Consider the following 20,907-nt stretch of genomic DNA (forward strand, 5'->3'; position numbering starts at 1 on the left):
CTGAGCGAGAGGTGATCGATGGGCGTCACGGACCCCGCCGGGCCGGTGATGGACCGGGACGAGGTGGACCGTGCGCTGGCGCGGCTCGGCCAGGAGCACGAGGCGATCGAGACCTCGCTCCTCGCCCTCCAGGACCACGCGGGCCGCAGACTCCTCGAGGGCGCCGAGCTCACCGGCATCACCAAGGAGCGCTGGACGACGGCGGAGGCGTCGATCACGCTGCTGTGGGCGTACTTCGACGCGTACACGGACGCGTTGCGCTCGGCCCGCGAGATCCGCTCGCGCCGCCGCTGGTCCAGCCGCGACGACCTGGTGGAGCTGACGGAGCTGCTGCGCGGCGAGTCGGTGACCGTCGCCGGTTCGGCGACGGCCACCGCCAACGCCCCTACGCTGCACGGCGGTTCGGGCAAGCTCAGCGAACAGTTCTCGCTGGTCACCCTGGTCGACCGGATGAACGAGCTGTACGCGACGTCGCTGGACATGGTCGTCGCCGCCGACGCGGTCTGGTCCGCGCTGCCCGCCCGCATCGATTTACTCGCCGCCGAACTCCAGCGCACCCGCCGCCTCGCGCACTCCGTCGGGGTGCGCCCCGGCGAGCACCCGGCGGGCGACGACCTGGAGCGCATCACCCGCACGCTCACCAACCTGCGCGCCGAGGTGGTGTCCGACCCGCTCGCGTACTGGGTTCCCACACAGGGGAGTTCGGCGCCGGGCGGCGGCCGGCCGGACACCACGGTGTACGACCGTGAGGCGCGCGCGCTGGAGGACGTGCGCCGGGAGATCGACGCGGTGTTGACGGTCCGTCAGGACGCCGAGCAGCGGCTGGTCAGGCTGCGGGACGTGCTGTCCCGCGCGGACCGTACGCTCGCCGAGGCCCGCACCGCGCGCGGCGAGGTGCTGGCGAAGATCGCCGCCACGGAGGTGCCGGTCGTCAGCGGACCGCCGACCGTGCTGCAGGAGCAGCTGGCGACGGCCGCCGAGTACCGCAGACACGCCCAGTGGCACCGCCTGTCCCCGCTCCTGGAGTCCCTGGAGCAGAGGGCGGAGGACGAACTGCTGCGCGCCCGCGAGTCGTTGACCGCGGTCACCGCGCCCCTGGCGGTCCGCGCCGAGCTGCGCGGCCGCCTCGACGCGTACAAGGCGAAGGTGGCCCGGCACGGCCTCGCCGAGGACCCGTTCCTCATCGAGCGTTACGACGCGGCCCGGCGGATGCTGTGGAGCGCGCCCTGTGACCTGCGGGTCGCCGAACAGGCGGTGCTGCGCTACCAGCACGCGGCCGCCGAACTGCTGGGCGGCCCGCGCGTACCGGGGCCGCGCGAGCCCGAGGACCGCGGGGGGCCGGGGACATGAGGGTCAGGGGGGATTCGTCGTCATGAGTCAGGCACAGCAGAGCTGTCAGCGGCCGGACTGCGGCGGGTCGTACGAGGACGTGGGCGGCGGCGAGCTGTACTGCGACACCTGCGGCCTGGCCCCGGTCGTCTCGGCGACCGGCATGGTCGGCTCGCCGCCCACCGGCGTGACGAGCGGCGGCAAGGGCTCACGCGGTTCGGCGGGCAGCGGCAGCTCCCGCTCGACCAGCCGCGGCAGTTCGCGCACGTCGTCCCAGTCGTCGAAGTCCCGGCGCTCGGTGTCGGGACGGCTCTCGCGCGCGCTGTCGGGCCGTTCCACGGGCCGCTCGGTGTCAGTGCGCAGCTCGGGCTCGACGGCGGGTTCCAGCGGCCGTGGCCGGCTCGGCGTCGGCCTGGTCCAGGTCCCGGACGTGCCGCGTCCCGAGCCGCGCGGGATGGTGCTGGAGAACCCGGAGGTGCCCGAGCGCAAGCGGTTCTGCTCGCGTTCGGACTGCGGCGCGCCCGTCGGCCGGGCGCGCGGCGAGCGTCCGGGCCGTACGGAGGGCTTCTGCACCAAGTGCGGCCACCCGTACTCGTTCGTCCCGAAGCTGAAGGCCGGCGACATCGTGCACGGCCAGTACGAGGTCGTGGGCTGTCTGGCGCACGGCGGGCTCGGCTGGATCTATCTCGCCGTGGACCGCGCGGTCTCCGACCGCTGGGTGGTGCTCAAGGGCCTGCTCGACACCGGTGACCAGGACGCGATGGCGGCGGCGATCTCCGAGCGGCGCTTCCTCGCGGAGATCGAGCACGCCAACATCGTGCGGATCTACAACTTCGTCGAGCACCTCGACCAGCGCACGGGCTCGCTCGACGGCTACATCGTCATGGAGTACGTGGGCGGCAAGTCGCTGAAGGAGATCGCCAACGGCCGCCGTACGCCGACCGGGAAGCGCGACCCGTTGCCGGTGGAGCAGGCGTGCGCGTACGGCATCGAGGCGTTGGAGGCCCTCGGCCATCTGCACAGCCGCAACCTGCTGTACTGCGACTTCAAGGTCGACAACGCGATCCAGACCGAGGACCAGCTCAAGCTGATCGACATGGGCGCGGTGCGCAGGATGGACGACGAGGAGTCGGCCATCTACGGCACGGTGGGCTACCAGGCGCCGGAGGTCGCCGACGTCGGCCCGTCGGTGGCGTCCGACCTCTACACGGTCGCCCGCACGCTCGCCGTCCTGACCTTCGACTTCCAGGGCTACACGAACGTCTACGTCGATTCCCTCCCCGACCCGGACAACATCGAGGTCTTCCGCCAGTACGAGTCCTTCTACCGCCTCCTGGTCCGCGCCACCGACCCGGACCCGGCCCGCCGATTCGCCTCCGCCCAGGAGATGACGGAGCAGCTGACCGGCGTACTGCGCGAGGTCGTGTCCCTGCAGACGGGGCGTGCGAGGCCGTCGCTGTCGACGCTGTTCGGGCCCGAGGTGCGAGTCACGGACACGGAGTTGTTCCCGAAGCTGGACGGGGAGGTGTCGCGGCTGGGCTCGCGGGTCGTCCGCGCCCCGAGGAAGCCCGCCGCCCTCGCCCCGGCCACCGCTCCCGCCGCACCGCCCGCCATCGCCGCAGGTCCCCCTCCCGCTGCCGCCCTGGCCACCCCCGCGGGCCTCGTGAAGACCGCCGACGCCCCCGCCGCGGCCCTCGCTCTCCCGGTTCCGCGTGTCGACCCCTCCGACCCCAACGCGGGTTTCCTCGCGGGTCTGATGACGACCGCGCCCGCCGAGCTGCTCGGTGCCCTCGCCGCGGCGCCCGCGCCGTCGACCGAGACACGGCTGCGGCAGGTGCGGGCCTGGCTGGAGAACGGTGACACGGGCACCGCGCACGAGGCGCTGCTGAAGCTGGAGGACGAACGGTCCGACGACTGGCGGGTCGTCTGGTACCGCGGTGTGGCCGCGCTCGTCACCGGCGACCACGAGGGCGCCGCGCTCGCCTTCGACGCGATCTACGACGCCTTCCCCGGCGAGCCCGCCCCCAAGCTGGCCCTCGGCCTGTGCGCGGAGGTGCTGGGCCAGTTGGACAACGCCGCCGAGTACTACCGTCTCGTGTGGTCCACCGACCCCAGCTATGTGAGCACCGCCTTCGGCCTCGCCCGCGTCCAGCTCGCGACCGGCGACCGCGGCGGCGCCGTACGGACCCTGGAGTCCGTTCCGGAAAGCTCCATTCACTACACGGCCGCCCGGGTCGCGGCCGTCCGCGCCCGGCTGCGTGGACGCACGGCCGCCGCCGCTGACGTACCGTTCCTGGACGACCTGACCGCCGCCGCGAGCCAGGTCGAGGCGCTGGACGCGTACGGTCTGGACCCGGCGCGCCGGGAGCAGTTGTCGGCGGAGGTCCTCGGCTGCGCGCTGGACTGGATACTCTCCGGTGGCCAGGGTTCCGCCCCTCCCCCAGCCGCCGGAGGACGGACGCTGCTCGGCAGCGGCCTGGACGAGCGGGAACTGCGTTTCGGTCTGGAGCGCTCGTACCGCACGCTGGCCCGGCTCGCTCGGGGCGGCGAGGAGAGGATCGACCTGGTGGAACGTGCCAACCGTTACCGCCCCCGGACGTGGGTGTAGTTGATGTCGCAGATGCCCCAGTTGTCCGCCTGCCCGAGCTGCGAATGGCCGCTCGAGTCGGGTGACCGTTTCTGCGGTGCGTGCGGATACGACCTGTCCGCCGTGCCCGTACGGCCGGACGACAACCCGACCATCGCCATGAACGGCTCGTCGGCGCCCCCCGGCGTGCCCGGCATGGGCTGGCCCGCCGCCCCCGCGCCCGACGCCGGGGCCCACGGCCTGCCCCCGGGCACCCCGCCGCCCCCGCAGTCACCGCCCCCCGCGGCGCCGGTGCCCCCGGCGGCGAGCGGCCCGGACGGACCACCCGGACCCCGGACGCCCCCCGACCCGACCGGCTCCCCCGTCTCCCCGGCCTCCGGCGTCCGTTTCGACCGTCCCGCGCAGCCCGACCCGTACGCGCTGCCCGACGAGTTCACCCTTCAGGCGCCCGACCCGCGTGTGGCCCCCGCCGCCCCACCGACCCCGCCGGAGGGCACCAAGGTGTGCGTGGCGTGCCGCGCGGGCCGCGTCGACCACGACGGGTACTGCGAGAACTGCGGGCACGCCCAGCCGCGCGAGCGGGACCACATGGAGCAGGACGCCGGTCCGGTCGCCGCCGTCAGCGACCGCGGCCTGCGCCACCACCGCAACGAGGACGCGTTCGCCGTCGGCGCCACCACGCTGACCGACGGCCGGCCCGCGGTCCTGGCGGTCGTCTGCGACGGCGTGTCCTCGGCGACCCGCCCCGACGACGCCTCGATGGCCGCCTCGCGGGCCGCGAGCGAGTCGCTGCTGGCCGCCCTGCCGCGCGGCACGCACCCGCAGCAGGCCATGCACGACGCGATCATCGCCGCCTCGAACGCGGTCAACGCGCTGGCGGCCGAACCGGCCACGGCCCGCGAGCAGGGCCCCCACCAGAACGCGCCCGCCTGCACGTTCGTCGGCTCGGTGGTCACGCCCGAACTGCTGATCGTCGGCTGGGTCGGTGACAGCCGCGCCTACTGGGTGCCGGTGGACCGCAGCACTCCCCCGGCCCGGCTCACCGAGGACGACTCCTGGGCGGCGCAGATGGTCGCCGCGGGCCTGATGAACGAGGCAGAGGCGTACGCCGACGAGCGCGCCCACGCCATCACCGGCTGGCTCGGCGCCGACGCCTACGAACTGGAGCCGCACACCGCGTCCTTCAAGCCGGACCGCCCGGGTGTGGTCGTGGTGTGCACGGACGGGCTGTGGAACTACGCGGAGGCCGCCGAGGACATGGCCGACGTCGTGCCGCTCGACGCCGCCGTACGTCCCCTGCACAGCGCGCAGGTCCTCGTCGGTCACGCGCTCGACGGCGGGGGCCACGACAACGTAACAGTGGCCGTCCTGCCGTTCCCGGCACCGCCGATGGGGGCAGGATCGGCCTGAGGCCGCATCGCGGGGGCGGCCTCAGCGGACCGGAGGGGACCGGTCCGTCGACAGCCATTGCCCCACCACGGGGTGCTTTAGGGGGATTTGAGAACGCATGGCCAATTTCTCGAAACCAAGCGTGCCGCAGTTCTCGGTGGACGTGTACCAGAACGAGTACCTGCCGGAGGGCGGGCGCGAGGTCAACGCGATCGTCACGGTGACCGCGACCGGCGGCGGCACGATCGGCAGCGCCGTCGGCGCACCCCACCTGTACGCGCCGGGCGGGGGCCCGTCCGCGGCGGTGGCGATCATGGTCGACTGCTCGGGCTCGATGGACTACCCGCCGACCAAGATGCGCAACGCCCGCGACGCCACGGCCGCCGCGATCGACACCCTGCGCGACGGCGTGCACTTCGCGGTGGTCGGCGGGACGCACGTGGCCAAGGAGGTCTATCCGGGCGGCGGCCGCCTGGCCGTGGCCGACGCCACCACCCGCGACCAGGCCAAGCAGGCACTGCGCCGGCTGAGCGCGGGCGGCGGTACGGCCATCGGCACCTGGCTGCGGCTCGCCGACCGCCTGCTGTCCTCGGACGACGTCGCGATCCGGCACGGCATCCTGCTCACCGACGGCCGCAACGAGCACGAGTCGCCGGAGGACCTCAGGCGGACGCTCGACGATTGCGCCGGACGGTTCACATGTGACGCACGCGGCGTGGGCACCGACTGGGAAGTGAAAGAAGTCACAGCCATCGCCTCCGCCCTGCTCGGCAGCGCCGACATCGTCGCCGATCCGGCCGGACTCGCCGCCGACTTCACGCAGATGATGGAGACGGCGATGGGCAAGGAGGTCGCGGACGTCGCCCTGCGGGTGTGGACGCCGGTGGGCACCACCATCAGGTTCGTCAAGCAGGTCGCGCCCACGGTCGAGGAGTTGACCGACCGCCGCACCGAGGCCGGCCCGCGCGCCGGGGACTACCCCACCGGCTCCTGGGGAGACGAGTCCCGTGACTACCACGTCTGCGTCGAGGTCCCGGCCGCGAACCTGGGCCAGGAGATGCTCGCCGCCCGGGTCTCCCTGGTGGTCCCGCAGCCCGACGGCACCGCCCGGAACCTCGGCGCACAGGGTCTCGTAAGGGCCGTGTGGACCGACGACATGGTCGCGTCGACCTCGATCAACCCTCAGGTGGCCCACTACACCGGCCAGGCCGAACTGGCACAAGCCATCCAACAAGGCCTCGATCTTCGCAAGTCGGGCGATATCGATGGAGCAACGGCCAAACTGGGCCGCGCGGTTCAGCTCGCCAGCGCGTCCGGAAACGCGGATACGGCGAAACTCCTTGCGAAGGTGGTGGACGTGGTCGACGCCGCGACAGGTACTGTGCGACTGAAGGCGAAGGTCGCGGAGGCCGACGAGATGACTCTCGAGACACGGTCGACAAAGACTGTTCGTGTAAAGAAGTGACCGAGTAACGCCCTAGTAGTGCCTCAGCAGTGCCCTAGCAGGACCCTGAAAAGCAGCGAGCCTGACCCCTTGGGGTTGGAGAAATCCGGTCGAAGCGGCCGGAAAGGAGAGGGGGAAGCGCCGACATGCCGACCTGCCCGAACGGACACCAGTCGGGTTCCGACGACTGGTGCGAGGTCTGCGGTCACCGCATGGCCGGTGCCGTTCCTCCGCCCCCGCCACCGCCGCCCCCGCCCGGTGGCGGCTACGGCTTCCCGCCGCCCGGCGGCCCCGGTGGCCCCGGTCCGGGCCCCGGCCCCGGCGGTCCGTTCGGTGGCCCGAACACCGGTCAGCCGGGCGGCCCGCCGCCCATGTCCGCCGTTCCCGAGCCGGAGCTCTGCCCGCAGTGCCGTACGCCCCGTGAGGGCGGTGCGCCGTTCTGCGAGGAGTGCCGGTGGAACTTCCTGACCAACACGGCGACGTCGTACACCCCCGCCGCCCCGCGCCAGCCGGCCCCCGGCCCTGGCCCTGGTCCTGGCGGCCCGTTCCAGCAGCCGCCGGGCCCCGGCCCGTCGTACGGCGGCGGTGACTCGTACGACTACCAGAGCTCACGCCCGTCCCAGGTGAACCGCCCGGCCGAGCCGATCCCGCCGTTCGGCGGCGAGCCGCAGGGCCCGGGCGGCCCCGGCGGACCTGGCGGCCCCGGGGGCTTCGGTCCCGGCCCGGGTGGCCCCGGTGGCCCTGGCAACCCCGGTGGCCCTGGCGGCCCGGGTGGCTTCGGACCCGGCCCCGGCGGTCCTGGTGGCCCCGGCGCTCCGGGCGGCCCTGGCGGTCCGGGATCCAACGGTCCCTCCGGCCCGCCCGCCTTCGGTGGCGACCCGTCCCGTCCGGCTCCGCCCCCACCCGGCCCCACACCTCCCGGCGGCCCCGGTGCCACCGGCGGCCTTCCGCAGGGGTTCATGCAGGGCGCTCCGGCCGGTCCGCCGGCCCCGCCCGCCTTCCCGCAGGAGACGAACCGCCCGCAGCAGGGCGGCCCGTCCTTCGGCGGCGGTGACGACGACTGGGTGATCTCCCCGCCGTCGTCCGGTCCCGGAGGCGCGCCGGGCGGTCCCGGTGGCCCCGCGCAGGGCGGGTACGGCTACCCCCACCGCGGTGCCACCCAGGCCCCGCCGCCGCCCGGCCCCGCCTTCCCGCAGCAGCAGCAACAGCCGCTGACCTGGATGGCGACCATCGGTCCCGACCGCGAGTACTTCATGGCGATGATGCAGCGCTCCGGCCCGGAGGCCGCGGGCCTGAACCTGCCCGCGTACTCGCCCGAGCAGCAGCGCACGCTCACCGGCAACCAGGTCACGATCGGCCGTCGCCGCCACTCCACCGGCGACACCCCCGACATCGACCTGTCGGTACCGCCGGAGGACCCGGGCGTCTCGCACCAGCACGCGGTCCTGGTCCAGCAGCCGGACGGCACCTGGGCGGTCGTCGACCAGAACTCGACGAACGGCACCACGGTGAACGGCTCCGAGGACCCGATCCAGCCCTTCGTGCCGGTGCCGCTGCAGGACGGCGACCGGGTGCACGTGGGGGCCTGGACGACGATCACGATCCGGCGCGGCTAGATCCGTCGCTCTCTCGACACCGGGAGGGGGGGGGGGGGGGGGGGGGGGGGGGGGGGGGGGAGGCCCCCCCCCCCCCCCCCCCCCCCCTCTTTTTTCTTTTTTTTTTCTTCCCCCCTCTTTGGGGGGGGGGGGGGGGGGGGGGGGGGGGGGGGGGGGGGGGGGGGGGGGGGGGTGTTGGGGGGGGGGGGGGGGGGGGGGGGGGGGGGGAAAAAAAAAACCCCCCCCCCCCCCCCCCCCCTCCCGCGTCTCAGCCGGGCAGCGGCCACGCGTACGGCCCCTCGGGGTCGTCCAGCCAGGCCCACTCGTGCTCCCCGCGGACCGTGATCCCGTAGCGCTCCCGCTGCGGCTGCCCCTCGCGCTCCCACAGCGCGTACGCCTCCTGTGGATCGAGGCTGCCGCGGGTCAGGGCCAGCAGGAAGCGGAACAGTTCGTGCTCCCGGGCCCGGCGCGGCAATCCGCCCACCTGCACGGCCTCCGGCTCGGACCGGGTGCCGCCGCGCAGCGGCACGAAATAGGCGGGCGTGTGCAGGAAGCGCCCTTCGGCGTGCTCGGCGTCCCGGACGGCGAGGGCGATCAGGCCCGTGGCGAGCGGGGTCAGGACGCGAGCGCCCGGGCGGCACTGGGCGAGCCAGGCGCGCGGGATGGACGGCAGGGTGCAGGTGGCGATGACGCGGTCGAAGGGGGCGCGTTCGGGCACACCGCGTGCGCCGTCGCCCGTGACGACGACCGGGTGGTATCCGGCCGCCTCCAGGTGCCGTCGGGCGGACTCGGTGATCTCCGGCTCCAGGTCGACGGTGGTGACGAGGTCGTCGTCGCCGAGCCGGTGGGCGAGCAGGGCGGCGTTGTAGCCGGTGCCGGCGCCGATCTCCAGCACCCGGTCGCCGTCCGCCACCTGCAGCGCGACCAGCATCATCGCCATCAGGGACGGCTGGCTGCTGGAGGAGAGCAGCTCGCCGTCGCGCAGCCGGGTGGCCAGCGGGGTGTCCGCGTACGCGCCGCGCACCCAGCGCTCCCGCGCGGCCGGGTCGGGGCTCTGGCCCCAGCGCCGCTCGTAGCCGCCGACGACGCCCACGTAGTAGTACGGCACGAACAGATGCCGTGGCACGGCGGCGAAGGCGTCCCGCCACACGGGATCGCCGGCCCAGGCCCCGCTCAGGTCGATCTCACGGACCAGCGCGGCCCGCGCCGAGGCGGCGAGGTCCTCCAGGTCGGGGTCGAGAGCGTGCGCGGTCATACGTCCACTGTCCTGCGGGAGACGACGCGAGGCGAGCGCCCCGCCGGACGATCACATGGCCTGGGAGCGCTGGTCCTAAGCCTTGAGTCCTCGGTCGCCGCGTCTGAGACCATGGACGGGTGAATGAGATTCGGCGCGGCACGCTTCAGGAGCAGACCTTCTACGAGCAGGTCGGCGGGGAGGAGACCTTCCGCCGCCTCGTCCACCGCTTTTACGAGGGTGTCGCCGGGGACCCGATCCTCAAGCCCATGTACCCGGAGGAGGACCTGGGCCCGGCCGAGGAGCGCCTCACTCTGTTCCTGATCCAGTACTGGGGTGGCCCGACGACGTACAGCGAGAACCGCGGCCACCCCCGGCTGCGGATGCGTCACGCCCCGTTCACCGTGGACCGCGCGGCCCACGACGCCTGGCTGAAGCACATGCGGGACGCCGTCGACGAGCTCGGCCTCTCCGAGGAGCACGAGCGGACGCTGTGGAACTACCTGACGTACGCGGCGGCGTCGATGGTGAACACGGCGGGCTGAACGCGGCGGGCTGAACGCGGCAGGAGCCGCTCTCAGCGCACGCTGACGTCGAGCGCCCCGAGCCCCGCACGCCGTACCGCGATCGAACCGTACGGCGTGCGCAGCCGCAGCCACGCGCCGGACGAGAGCAGCGCCAACTCCCCGTTGGCGCGCAGGAATCCGAGCGACTGGGCCGCGTGCAAGGCCCGCACCGGCAGCTGGGTGTCCCCGACGGTCCGGGACCAGATCTCCCGCCCGATCCGGTCGAGTTCGTTCCGGGTGCGCCGCTCTTCCGGCAACTCCTGTGTACGGGACCGGAATTCGGCGATCCCCGCCCCGATCATCGCCCGCAGCGCATCAGGCGCGGGCAGCCCCGGCACCGGCCGCCAGCCGCCGCGCGGCGGGAGCACCCCGGCCCAGGGCGGCCCGGTCACGGCTTCCGGTACGAGGGCGGTGGCCGCCGACTCGTCGACGGACTCCAGCAGTTCGCCCGCGGAGACGGTCACGTCCAGGGTGACGTCGAGCCCGTTCTCGTACGGCTTCGCCAGCCGTACGGCGCGGATCGCCAGCACCTCGAAGGACGGCGGGCGCCCGAAGACGGCGAGCGCGGTGCCCGCCGCCTGGAGGCGTACCGCGGCACCGCGGTCGTAGTGGAGCAGCCGGGAGAGGAAGGCCGCGAGGTCCGCCGCCTCCCCCTCGTCGGCGAGGTGGAGCACCGTCATGCGGCGACGGCCTCCTCCTCGTCGGCTCCGTCGGCCACGTCGTCCATGTACTCCCGGAGGAACTCCTTCTCCTCCGCGGTGATCCGGCGCGGCCGTCCCGCCTCGAAGTCGAACGGCACGACGACCGTCGAGGCCCGGACGTAGAGCAGGTCGTCGTCCTTCACCTCGTAGGTGATGGTGAAGGACGCCGCCCTTATCTCACTGACCCACAGCTCGATGTCCACCGGGTGGTGCCGGTGGACGAGCTGCCGCTTGTAGTCGATCTCGTGGCGCGCCACCACGGACCCCTGCTTGAAGTCCTTCTCGGGACGGAACAGGAAGTCGATACGGGCTTCCTCCAGGTAGCGGAGGAAGACCACGTTGTTGACGTGGCCGTACGCGTCCATGTCCGCCCAGCGCAGCGGGCAGCGGTAGATGTGCCGCAAGATCGATCAGCCCCGGGTCAGCTTCTTGTAGGTGGCGCGGTGCGGACGGGCGGCGTCCGGACCGAGCCGCTCGATCTTGTTCTTCTCGTAGGACTCGAAGTTGCCCTCGAACCAGAACCACTTGGACTCACCCTCGTAGGCGAGGATGTGCGTGGCGACCCGGTCGAGGAACCAGCGGTCGTGGGAGACGACCACGGCCGCGCCCGGGAACTCCAGCAGCGCGTTCTCCAGCGAGCCGAGGGTCTCGACGTCGAGGTCGTTGGTCGGCTCGTCGAGGAGCAGCAGGTTGCCGCCCTGCTTGAGGGTGAGCGCGAGGTTGAGACGGTTGCGCTCACCACCGGAGAGCACACCGGCCGGCTTCTGCTGGTCGGGGCCCTTGAACCCGAAGGCCGAGACGTAGGCACGGCTGGGCATCTCGACCTGCCCGACATTGATGTAGTCGAGCTCGTCGGAGACGACCGCCCACAGGGTCTTCTTCGGGTCGATGTTCGCGCGGCTCTGGTCGACGTACGAGATCTTGACGGTCTCGCCGACCTTGATGTCGCCGGAGTCCGGGGTCTCCAGACCCTGGATCATCTTGAAGAGGGTGGTCTTGCCGGCGCCGTTCGGGCCGATGACACCGACGATGCCGTTGCGAGGCAGCGTGAAGCTCAGATCATCGATCAGGACCTTGTCGCCGAAGCCCTTGGTGAGGTTGGAGACCTCGACGACGATGCTGCCCAGGCGCGGGCCCGGCGGGATCTGGATCTCCTCGAAGTCCAGCTTCCGCATCTTGTCGGCCTCGGCTGCCATCTCCTCGTAGCGGGCGAGACGGGCCTTGGACTTGGCCTGACGCCCCTTGGCGTTCGACCGCACCCACTCCAGCTCTTCCTTGAGCCGCTTGGCGCGCTTGGCGTCCTTCTGGCCCTCGACCTTGAGACGGGTCTGCTTGGTCTCCAGGTACTTGGAGTAGTTGCCCTCGTAGCCGTGCAGGCGGCCGCGGTCGACCTCGCAGATCCACCCGGCGACGTTGTCGAGGAAGTACCGGTCGTGGGTCACGGCCACGATGGTGCCCTCGTACTTGGCGAGGTGCTGCTCCAGCCAGTTCACCGACTCGGCGTCGAGGTGGTTGGTGGGCTCGTCGAGAAGCAGCAGGTCAGGAGCCTCAAGCAGGAGCTTGCAGAGCGCCACGCGCCGCCTCTCACCACCGGAGAGGTTGGTGACGGCCCAGTCGCCGGGCGGGCAGCCGAGCGCGTCCATGGCCTGCTCCAGCTGAGCGTCGAGGTCCCACGCATTGGCGTGGTCGAGCTCCTCCTGGAGCTTGCCCATCTCGTCGAGCAGCGCGTCGGAGTAGTCGGTCGCCATCAGCTCGGCGATCTCGTTGAACCGGTCGAGCTTGCCCTTGACCTCGGCGACACCCTCCTGGACGTTCTCCAGGACGGTCTTGTCCTCGCTCAGCGGCGGCTCCTGCAGGAGGATGCCGACGGTGTACCCCGGCGACAGGAAGGCATCGCCGTTCGACGGCTGCTCCAGCCCCGCCATGATCTTCAGAATGGTCGACTTACCGGCGCCGTTCGGACCGACCACACCGATCTTCGCGCCGGGCAGGAAGTTCAGCGAGACGTCGTCAAGGATGACCTTGTCGCCGATTGCCTTGCGCGTCTTGCGCATGGTGTAGATGTACTCAGCCAAGAGAAACCGTCCGGCAGCTTGAAATCTGGCAGTGGGCAGATACACCCCATCTTGCCGGATCGCCACCCCTGGGGGGAAACCAGTATGGGTGAGCGGCCATGACCTGGGCATTCACCGACCCCGGCATGCGCCGACCGCACCGGTAGCCGTCCCGTCACCGAGTGTCATCACTCCCCCAGGCATTCCATCGTAAGGACATACTCCCGACGGGTGTTCATCGGAATACCCGTCCGGTGAACTAAAGCCCCCACATGGCTCATCCGTTCGAGTCGAACCCCTCGAACGAGGTACACGCCGTCAATTCTGCGACGCGTGATCAAGAACCTCAGACGCATCGCACCGGCGGCCGCGCTCCTACTCGCGGCCCTCGCGACACCCACCCCGGCCCATGCCCATCACCGCCCGGCCGAGACCTACACGCTGCCCATGGCGGCCTCGGTCCATCTCCTCCCCGTCGCCGCGGAGGTGAGGGACGGCTACCAGCGCACGAGCTTCAAGCACTGGAACGCCGGCCAGCACCCCACCGACGGCTGCAACACCCGAGCAGAGGTCCTGCTCGCCGAGGCGATCGAGCGGCCCCAGATCCTCCCCGGCTGCAAGCTCTCCGGCGGGCGCTGGTGGTCGTACTACGACGCGCGCTGGCTCACCTCCGCGTCCGCCCTGGACGTCGACCACATGGTCCCGCTCGCGGAGGCCTGGGACTCCGGGGCGTCGCAGTGGACCGCCGCGCGGCGTGAGGCGTACGCCAACGACCTGGCCGTCAACCCCTCCCTCGTCGCCGTCTCCGCGGCCTCGAACCGCAGCAAGGCCGACCAGGACCCGGCCGAATGGCTGCCGCCGGCCGTCGAGGTCACGTGCCGGTACACCGCGGAGTGGATCGCCACCAAACTGCGGTGGGGCCTGACCGCCGACGCCGCCGAACTCGAAGCGCTCACCCAGCAAGCGGAGGCATGCCCCGGCACCACCGTGACCTACGAACCCGCGCCGTAGAACCGGAGCCCCGCCCTCTGACGGATGGGCGGGGCCCACCAACCGGGTTCTCGTGCGTGACACACCGATGATTCCCGGCGCGCCATCAGGACATATAGGAATTTTTCACATTAGCCTCTCGTAACTGTACGAAGTCGATCTCTCACTGATCGCACCCACCTCACTCCTTCGGAGATGACATGCACAAGCTTCGCAAGGCTGCCGTCGTGGTCGTGGCCATCGGCACCGCCGGGCTCCTGGGCGCCGGGACGGCGACGGCCGACGGTCACGGTGGCAAGGGCGGGGACAAGGTCAGCGTCCTGCAGAGCTCCAACTGCAAGTCGCACGACCTGAACCTCGACGTCCTCGGCCAGGTCGGCATCCTCAACGGTGCGCTGGGCAGCGCGCTCAACGGCGAGGGCGACCCGGGCGCGCAGGCCACCCACCTCGGTTCGACCATGGGCTGCGACAACAGCGCCTGGTAGGTCGGGCTCGGAGCGCGGCCTCGAGCCGCGTCTCATGCCGTAATACCGGTGGAGTACGGACCGTGACGCACGGTCCAACGCCAGGGGCCTGATCCACGCAGGTGGATCAGGCCCCTGGTCCGATGTCGGCCTGGTCTCAGTCCTGGGTCGGCAGCTGCTTCTTCCGTACGACGACCAGCGCCGCGCCGCCGATCACGACGAGGCCGATGGCGATGCCCGCGATCAGGGGGGTCATGGTGGAGCCACCGGTCGCGGCGAGGTTGGTGTCGTCGGACCCCGCGCCCACCGTGGCCGGGCTCGGCTCACTGAGGGTCTGGACGGCGTCCCCCGCCTCGTCGGCCTCGCTCACCTGTGTCTTGCAGTCCAGCACGCCGGTGAACCGCTTCTCGAAACCGCCCGGCCCCTCGATGGTGAAGTCGTAGGCCTGGTCCTCCTGCAGAGGGACCGTCACCGTCCTGGACTTGCCCGCCGGAACGCTGTACTCGACCCCGAGCAGCTCGAAGGCGAACGGCTCGGTGCCCTCGTTGGCCGCGGTGATGTCGACGCCGCCCTTGGCGCAGTTCTCCGCGGCCGACAGCGCGGGTATCGCACCGGTCCTGGCCCAGGTCGCGGTCGCCGTCGCCGACACCGTCGACTCGCTGGAGCCGGCCAGGATCTGCGTCTGGCTGCGGCTCTCGGCGGCGAAGGCACGGCCCACGGGCACGGTCGTCGACGCCTGCACGGTCAACTCCGCCTGGCCGTCCGCCGCCTTCTCGGGCACCTCGAAGTAGACCTGACTGCCGTTCGTGGCGGACGTGACGGCCACGCCGTCCTTGTCCACGATGCGCACTCCGCTGGTGGCGGCGTCCGCGGGCGGTGTCACCGTCGCGCTGCCGGCGTTGGTGTGCACCGTCACCGGTCCCAGCCGCTCACCGGGGTGGCCGGAGACCGCGGGCGGGTCGAGCGTGAGCGAGGCCTGGGGCTCCGCCACGCTGCGCGCGTTCTTCTCCAGATAGTCGGCGAGCCACTCGGCCTGCGGGTCGACGGCGTCGACGTCCACCCCGTCCGAGTAGCGCCAGATGGCCACCTGGGTGCCGGCCGCGGCGTCCTGCTCGGTGAGGCCGCCCTTGACGCCCGCCTTCCCGGCGAGCGCGGCGAGGTCGTTCACCTGGGGGTAGGAGTTCTGGAGGATCCAGCGGATCCTGCCCGCGTCCTTGTTGGCCCCCAGCGAGGTGCCGCTCCAGGGCGTCTCGTGGTACTTGGCGTCGCGCTGCGTCGGGTTGTGGATGTCGACGCAGTACGTCTGCAGCATGCCGCCGCCGTCGACGGACATCTCGAACAGGCCGGCCGAGATCTCCTGGTCGCCGGAGTCGGCGTGGACGACCGCGGCACCGTAGGTCTTCAGACCGCCCATGGTGGCCGTCGCCCCGCCCTGGCCCCACGCCGCCTCGTCGGCCGCGGCCGGGCCGGCGCCGGACAACACCGAGGCGGCTACGAGCCCGGAGACCAGGGACGCGGCGGCGACACGGGCCGCCCCTTGTTGCCTGTGGACCGACAGCGCAGAGAACGCAGCAAACACAGAATTCCCCTTCGAGCAGGACCCGTTGACGTGGGGGGAACGGTCCCACCAGCAGAATCAGAAGCCCCGAGAGCTACGTCCGGCATCCTAGGTACGCGATGCGCCACGCTTCCCTGGGATCCCGTCGGAGGGCCGATCCGACTCGGAATCGTTATCGCCAAGATCCCTTACGAGCAGGGCTTATCGACAAATCCACCGGGGTCGTTCGGAACGCATTCGCCGATAAGCCGCAGTTCGGTCGGCCCGTTCAGGTGACTGACGTCACGTCACCGACACGGGTTCCTGGGCCTGTTGGACGTCGGCAGCCGCATCGGCGGGTGGTGTCTCCCAGTCGGGCTCGGGCCGGGCCGCCGATGCGGCGACGGCTCCCGCCTCCGGCCTCGGGGTGCGGCGGAAGGCCGAGGTGCCGCGCGCCAGGTCGTGGCCGATCGCCGTCGCGTCGATGTCGGCCGAGGTCCAGCTCTGCCCCTCGCGGACGTCCGAGCGCACCTTCAACCTGCCCTGCACCACGACGGGATCGCCCACGTTCAGCGATCCGGCGGCGTTCGTCGCGAGCTGACGGTTGGCCCACACCGTGAAGAAGTTGGTGTGTCCGTCGGTCCACTCGTTCTTCCCGCGATCCAGATAGCGCGAGGTCACCGCCAGCCGGAAGCGCGCGGACGGTCCCGTCGCCAGCTCCCGGTACACCGGCTGCGTCGCCACGTTGCCCACCGCGCAGATGGTCGTCTCGTTCATCGCGAACCCCTCCCTCACCCGGCCGCTTCCGCCGGGCCGATACGCGCACGGGCCCGTCCCGTACGGCTGCGTCCGACATGACGGCCGCGCGGCCAGGTACGTCCTGGTGCACCGCCGTCACCGCGATCGACCGCGTCCGCCGCGATCGCCGCGAAGCCAGACTGCCTCCGTCGGGCCGAGCCCGCTGAGCCCTGTGGACCATCGCCCGCCTGTGGACATCTTCGCCACTCGAACGGGTGACCAACGCTCCGCCGACCAGGTCAGCCCCTGATCGCGGGTCACGTCCCCGGGCTCTGACGACCTCCCTGGTCCCGGGTCAACGCGCCGAGGACCCCACCCCCATGACCCGCCCGTACTGCTCCCGGACCTCCCGGTACCGCAACAGCTCCGCCGCCACCGGATCCAGCACGCGGGCCCGTCCGCAGCCGGCCGCCGCCTCCCGCAACCGGCGTTCCGCGTCCAGGCCGTACCGTCTGGCGGGACCTCGGGCAGCCATCCGGCAGCCCCACTCGACCAGCGGGCCGCCGGCGATGCCGGCCACCATCAGCAGCACCGGCACACCCAGGTTGGGCGCCATGACCCCGACGATCTGGCCCACCAGCCAGAGTCCGCCGATGACCTGAAGGATCGTCATGGAGGCCTGGACCAGGACGGCCGCCGGCCACCAGCCCGGCCGCGGGGGCCGTCCGGGCGGCAGTCCGGCCCGTGCGGCCAGCTCGTCCAGCGCCTCCGGCAGCCCTTGGGCGCCCCGTACGGCCGCCTCGCGCACCGCCTGCGCCCACGGCGTGGGCAGCCCGGCCGACGCCTCGTCGGCGACCGTCCGCACCGCCTGTTCGACGCGCTGCCGCGCGGTGGCCTCCTCGTCCGTCTGGGCCCGCAGGGACAGGCGCCCCGTCGGGGGCTCGCCCCGGTCCTGGTACCAGCGCCACAGCCGCAGCCAGGGCGTTCCGCACGCGCGGTTGGCGTTGCGCAGCCAGGCCCGCTCGGCGGCCTCGCCCGCCGCGGTGGCGCCGATGGCGTCCGCGAGCCGGGCGGAGAACTCGTCCCTCGCCTCCTCGCTGAGCCCGGTCCGCCGCCGCGCCGCGTAGACGGGCCGCAGCTTCCACCCGGCGGCGTCGACGTCGGCCGAGATCCGGCGCGCGGCCGCCCCGCGCTCCGCGACGAACTGGCCGAGGGCATCCCTGAGGTCGCCGACGCCGTCCCCGGTGAGCGCGGACAGCGCGAGCACGACGGCGCCCGGTTCGCCGTGCTCGCCCAGCGCGATGCCGTCCTCGTCGAGGAGCCGCCGCAGGTCGTCGAGGACCTGGTCGGTGGCCTCGCCGGGCAGCCGGTCGATCTGGTTGAGGACGACGAACATGATCTCGGCGTGCCCGGCCATGGGCCGCAGATAGCGCTCGTGCAGCACGGCGTCGGCGTACTTCTCGGGGTCGACGACCCAGATGACCGCGTCGACGAGCGCCAGGACGCGGTCGACCTGTTCGCGGTGCTGTACGGCCGCCGAGTCGTGGTCGGGCAGGTCGACCAGGACGAGCCCGCGCAGCTGACCGTCCGCGGCCGCGTTCTGCGCGGGCCGCCGGCGCAGCCTCGGCGGGATGCCGAGCCGGTCGATGAGTCCGACCGCGCCGTCGCTCCAGCTGCACGCGAGCGGCGAGGCGGTCGTCGGCCGTCGTACGCCCGTCTCCGAGATGGTCACTCCGGCGAGCGCGTTGAACAGCTGCGACTTGCCGCTGCCCGTGGCGCCCGCGATGGCGACGACGGTGTGCTGCCCGGACAGCCTGCGCCGCGCCGCCGCCTCGTCGAGGACCCGGCCCGCCTCGGAGAGCGTTCTGTTGTCGAGCCTGGTGCGCGAGAGCCCCACCAGTTCCCGCAGCGCGTCGAGCCGGGACCGCAGCGGGCCGTCGTACGCGAGCGGCGTCACGACCTGCGCCCCGGAAGCACGCGGCTCCGCGATGGCGGGTTGCTCCGGAGCAGCGGTCTCATTCACCCTCCGCGCGATCAGTCCGTCGTCCCAGGGGGACGCGGATTCGGTACCGGTGGGGGCATCCGCACCGGTCGACGACTCGGTACCGGTGGAGGACTCCGCACGCGCGGGGGTCTGCGCACGTCGGGAGGTGCCCTCGCTCCTGCGTCCCCCCGAGCCGCGGTCGCCGTCACGCGCGGGAGCGTCCCCGCCCGTACGGCCGCCGTTGGAATCAGAGGTGCCCTTACGCACTCCGGGCTCAGGGACAGCGACACGTACCTGTGCGTCGCCGCCACCACGGCCACCGGAGTCGGGGACGTCCACGCGCGCGGGCGTGTCGTCGGACTCCCCGTGTTCCGCGCGTGGGGGTTCCAGCCGCGGATGCTCCACGCGCGCGTGGTCGTCGCCCGCGCGGCACTCCTGCTTCGCCAGCTTCCTCCAGAGCTTGCGCATCTCCGGCTCCTCGGCAACCACGGAATCCTCGCCCTCGTCGGGCTCCTTCTCCGCGCGGTCGCCCGCCACGGGGAAGCCGTTCTCGCAAGCGCCGTCCACAGGGGGTGCGCTCACCGGGACGTGGTGCTCGCGCTCGTCGTCCTTGGCGGCGCCGTCCTCCTGCTGATCGGCGTGTTCCGTGTGGTCCTGGTCAGTGACGGCAGTCACCGGTCACCTCTCCTTCTGCAGTACGGACAGCGCGGCGATGAGTTCGGCCTGGGGTTCGGGGTGGACCTCCAGGGCGTCGAGCGGGGCGAGCCGTCGCTCGCGTTCGTTGTGCATGACCCGGTCCAGGTGCTCGTTGAGCAGCCGCCCGGCCCGGTCGCGCAGCCGCAGCGCCCCGTGCGCCCCGATCCGCTCGGCGAGCCCCTCCCCCGCGGACCGCGCCCGGCGTCCGCCCAGCAGCGCGGTGGCGACGAGTGCGGTGACGACCTCGGAGTCCGGGGCGACGCTGCGGTCGAGGACGCTCACCTCGTCCTCGGCGTACTCCTCCAGCTCCCTGCGCCAGCGCCGTACGGCCACACCGATGCGGTGCTCGACACTCGCGGGCCGCGGGTCACGTCCCGTCAGCTCGGGGGCGGAGGCGGCCGGTTCACGCCGCCAGGCGTCGTCGACACGCTCGTCTGCGGCGGTGACGGCACACAGCAGGAGGGTGCTGAGGCTCTCCACCAGCGAGTCGAGAAGCTCACCGGCGGTGCTGTCGAGCGGGAAGGCGCGCCAGCGTTTCAGCGCGTCCCCGGCGAGCACGGCACCGGCTTGCAGCCGGCTCCGCACGCGCGCGTACTCGCTGTCGTACGCACTGTCCACGGCGTTGGTGAGCCGCAGTGCCGCCGCGTACTGGGCGGCGGCGGCGTTGGCCAGCTCGGGCATGCGGACCTTGAGGGAGTCGAGGAGGCCGTGGGCCGTACGGGCGACGGCGTGTTCCCGCGCCCCCGGGTCCAAAGCCTGCTGGCTGAGCCAGGTGCGCAGCGGTGCCACCGCCGTGGCCGGCAACAGCCCGCCGCCCCAGGCCGACTCGGGCAGCTCGGGCACGGTGAAGCGGGGTACGTCGCCGAGGCCCGCCTTGGTGAGGAGTGCCCCGTACTGCCGGGACACCTCGGACACCACCTGGTGGGGCACCCGGTCCAGAACGGTCACCAGGGTGGCGTCGTACTCCTTGGCGGTGCGCAGCAGATGCCAGGGGACGGCGTCGGCGTAGCGCGCGGCCGTGGTCACCATCACCCAGATGTCGGCCGCGCAGATCAGTTGCGCGGCCAGGACACGGTTGTCGGCGATCAGGGAGTCGATGTCGGGTGCGTCGAGGAGGGCGAGGCCGCACGGCAGTGTGTCGGCGGTCTCGACCCGCAGTACGCGCGCGGAGTCCTCGGCGGACAGCATCAGCTCGTCCGCCGGATCGTGTTCGGTCACCCACACGCGCGTGAGGTCGGGTAGGACGCGCATCCCGCTGAACCAATGATGGTCCTCGGGATGGCAGACCAGCACAGGGTTTCGCGTCGTGGGCCGCAGCACGCCTGCCTCGGTCACGCGCCGGCCCACGAGGGAGTTGACGAGCGTCGACTTGCCGGCGCCGGTGGACCCTCCCACCACGGCCAGCAAGGGCGCTTCGGGCTCCTTCAAGCGGGGCACCAAATAGTCGTCGAGCTGCGCGAGCAGTTCGTCGCGGTTGGCACGCGCGCGTGGCGCCCCCGCCAGGGGCAGCGGGAAGCGTGCGGCGGCGACACGGTCGCGCAGGGCGGAAAGTGCGTCGAGCAGCTGAGGCCGTACGTCCAAGGTCACCACATGCGAAGA

Annotated in this window: 17 protein-coding genes; 8 read left to right on the plus strand and 9 right to left on the minus strand. The window is 72.3% G+C overall.

All coding sequences use genetic code 11. The features are described from left to right. Positions 1–18: 18 nt before the first annotated feature. Entirely contained in the window at positions 19–1,350 is a 1,332-nt protein-coding gene (locus tag ACZ4UU_RS13925) for a coiled-coil domain-containing protein (RefSeq protein ID WP_468039607.1), read from the plus strand. Between the two features lie 45 nt (positions 1,351–1,395). Here the strand turns inward: ACZ4UU_RS13925 and ACZ4UU_RS13930 are convergent, their stop codons facing one another. Beyond that, positions 1,396–1,668 carry a hypothetical protein gene (locus tag ACZ4UU_RS13930; RefSeq protein ID WP_468039609.1) on the minus strand — a complete coding sequence of 91 codons (273 nt, stop codon included), beginning with the start codon at positions 1,666–1,668 and terminating at the stop codon, positions 1,396–1,398. Between the two features lie 10 nt (positions 1,669–1,678). On the opposite strand from ACZ4UU_RS13930, the gene ACZ4UU_RS13935 reads away from it, so the two are divergent. The 4 genes from ACZ4UU_RS13935 to ACZ4UU_RS13950 all read left to right on the plus strand — a co-directional run bounded on the left by ACZ4UU_RS13935 (position 1,679) and on the right by ACZ4UU_RS13950 (position 8,365). Next, positions 1,679–3,937: a serine/threonine-protein kinase gene (locus ACZ4UU_RS13935; protein ID WP_468039611.1), complete on the plus strand. Its 2,259-nt coding sequence runs from the start codon at positions 1,679–1,681 to the stop codon at positions 3,935–3,937. Continuing rightward, the gene (locus tag ACZ4UU_RS13940; protein WP_468039613.1) at positions 3,938–5,326 is read left to right on the plus strand and encodes a PP2C family serine/threonine-protein phosphatase; all 1,389 of its coding nucleotides are present in this window, start codon (positions 3,938–3,940) and stop codon (positions 5,324–5,326) included. A 97-nt stretch (positions 5,327–5,423) separates the two neighbouring features. Beyond that, positions 5,424–6,770: a vWA domain-containing protein gene (locus tag ACZ4UU_RS13945; RefSeq protein ID WP_468039615.1), complete on the plus strand. Its 1,347-nt coding sequence runs from the start codon at positions 5,424–5,426 to the stop codon at positions 6,768–6,770. A 125-nt stretch (positions 6,771–6,895) separates the two neighbouring features. Then, positions 6,896–8,365, plus strand: a complete 1,470-nt coding sequence (locus tag ACZ4UU_RS13950) for an FHA domain-containing protein (RefSeq protein WP_468039617.1) — start codon at positions 6,896–6,898, stop codon at positions 8,363–8,365. Between the two features lie 247 nt (positions 8,366–8,612). On the opposite strand, the gene ACZ4UU_RS13955 is transcribed toward ACZ4UU_RS13950, so the two are convergent. Then, positions 8,613–9,599: a methyltransferase domain-containing protein gene (locus ACZ4UU_RS13955; RefSeq protein WP_468039618.1), complete on the minus strand. Its 987-nt coding sequence runs from the start codon at positions 9,597–9,599 to the stop codon at positions 8,613–8,615. A gap of 119 nt (positions 9,600–9,718) precedes the next feature. Here ACZ4UU_RS13955 and ACZ4UU_RS13960 point away from each other — a divergent pair, with 119 nt between their 5' ends. Further along, the gene (locus ACZ4UU_RS13960; RefSeq protein WP_468039620.1) at positions 9,719–10,123 is read left to right on the plus strand and encodes a globin; all 405 of its coding nucleotides are present in this window, start codon (positions 9,719–9,721) and stop codon (positions 10,121–10,123) included. 32 nt (positions 10,124–10,155) lie between these two features. Here ACZ4UU_RS13960 and ACZ4UU_RS13965 read toward each other — a convergent pair whose 3' ends face one another. From ACZ4UU_RS13965 to ettA, 3 genes are read right to left on the minus strand one after another with little or no spacing between them, the layout of a single operon-like run. Further along, entirely contained in the window at positions 10,156–10,824 is a 669-nt protein-coding gene (locus ACZ4UU_RS13965; protein ID WP_468039621.1) for a DUF8185 domain-containing protein, read from the minus strand. Next, a complete protein-coding gene (locus ACZ4UU_RS13970) occupies positions 10,821–11,249 on the minus strand; it encodes an acyl-CoA thioesterase (RefSeq protein WP_468039622.1) in 429 nt (142 codons plus the stop codon). Before ACZ4UU_RS13970 ends, ACZ4UU_RS13965 begins: the two co-directional genes overlap by 4 nt. A 6-nt stretch (positions 11,250–11,255) precedes the next feature. Next, positions 11,256–12,920, minus strand: coding sequence for an energy-dependent translational throttle protein EttA (gene ettA / locus ACZ4UU_RS13975; RefSeq protein WP_468039624.1), 1,665 nt, complete (start codon positions 12,918–12,920; stop codon positions 11,256–11,258). A 312-nt stretch (positions 12,921–13,232) separates the two neighbouring features. Between ettA and ACZ4UU_RS13980 the strand changes: the two genes are divergently transcribed. Both ACZ4UU_RS13980 and ACZ4UU_RS13985 read left to right on the plus strand, forming a co-directional pair. After that, positions 13,233–13,910: an HNH endonuclease family protein gene (locus ACZ4UU_RS13980; RefSeq protein ID WP_468039625.1), complete on the plus strand. Its 678-nt coding sequence runs from the start codon at positions 13,233–13,235 to the stop codon at positions 13,908–13,910. Positions 13,911–14,089: 179 nt separating this feature from the next. Then, on the plus strand, positions 14,090–14,374 hold the full coding sequence (locus tag ACZ4UU_RS13985) for a hypothetical protein (protein WP_062720717.1): 285 nt from the start codon (positions 14,090–14,092) through the stop codon (positions 14,372–14,374). A gap of 136 nt (positions 14,375–14,510) precedes the next feature. Here ACZ4UU_RS13985 and ACZ4UU_RS13990 read toward each other — a convergent pair whose 3' ends face one another. From ACZ4UU_RS13990 to ACZ4UU_RS14005, 4 genes are all read right to left on the minus strand, one after another. Beyond that, the gene (locus ACZ4UU_RS13990; protein ID WP_468039627.1) at positions 14,511–15,932 is read right to left on the minus strand and encodes a Cys-Gln thioester bond-forming surface protein; all 1,422 of its coding nucleotides are present in this window, start codon (positions 15,930–15,932) and stop codon (positions 14,511–14,513) included. A 261-nt stretch (positions 15,933–16,193) separates the two neighbouring features. Then, complete coding sequence (locus ACZ4UU_RS13995; RefSeq protein ID WP_468039629.1) at positions 16,194–16,667, minus strand: single-stranded DNA-binding protein; 474 nt, start codon at positions 16,665–16,667, stop codon at positions 16,194–16,196. 316 nt (positions 16,668–16,983) lie between these two features. Then, the gene (locus tag ACZ4UU_RS14000) at positions 16,984–19,287 is read right to left on the minus strand and encodes a YfjP family GTPase (RefSeq protein ID WP_468039631.1); all 2,304 of its coding nucleotides are present in this window, start codon (positions 19,285–19,287) and stop codon (positions 16,984–16,986) included. 3 nt (positions 19,288–19,290) lie between these two features. Then, complete coding sequence (locus ACZ4UU_RS14005) at positions 19,291–20,898, minus strand: dynamin family protein (RefSeq protein ID WP_468039632.1); 1,608 nt, start codon at positions 20,896–20,898, stop codon at positions 19,291–19,293. Positions 20,899–20,907: the final 9 nt, after the last annotated feature.

This window comes from Streptomyces sp. NPDC028907 (assembly GCF_055564995.1).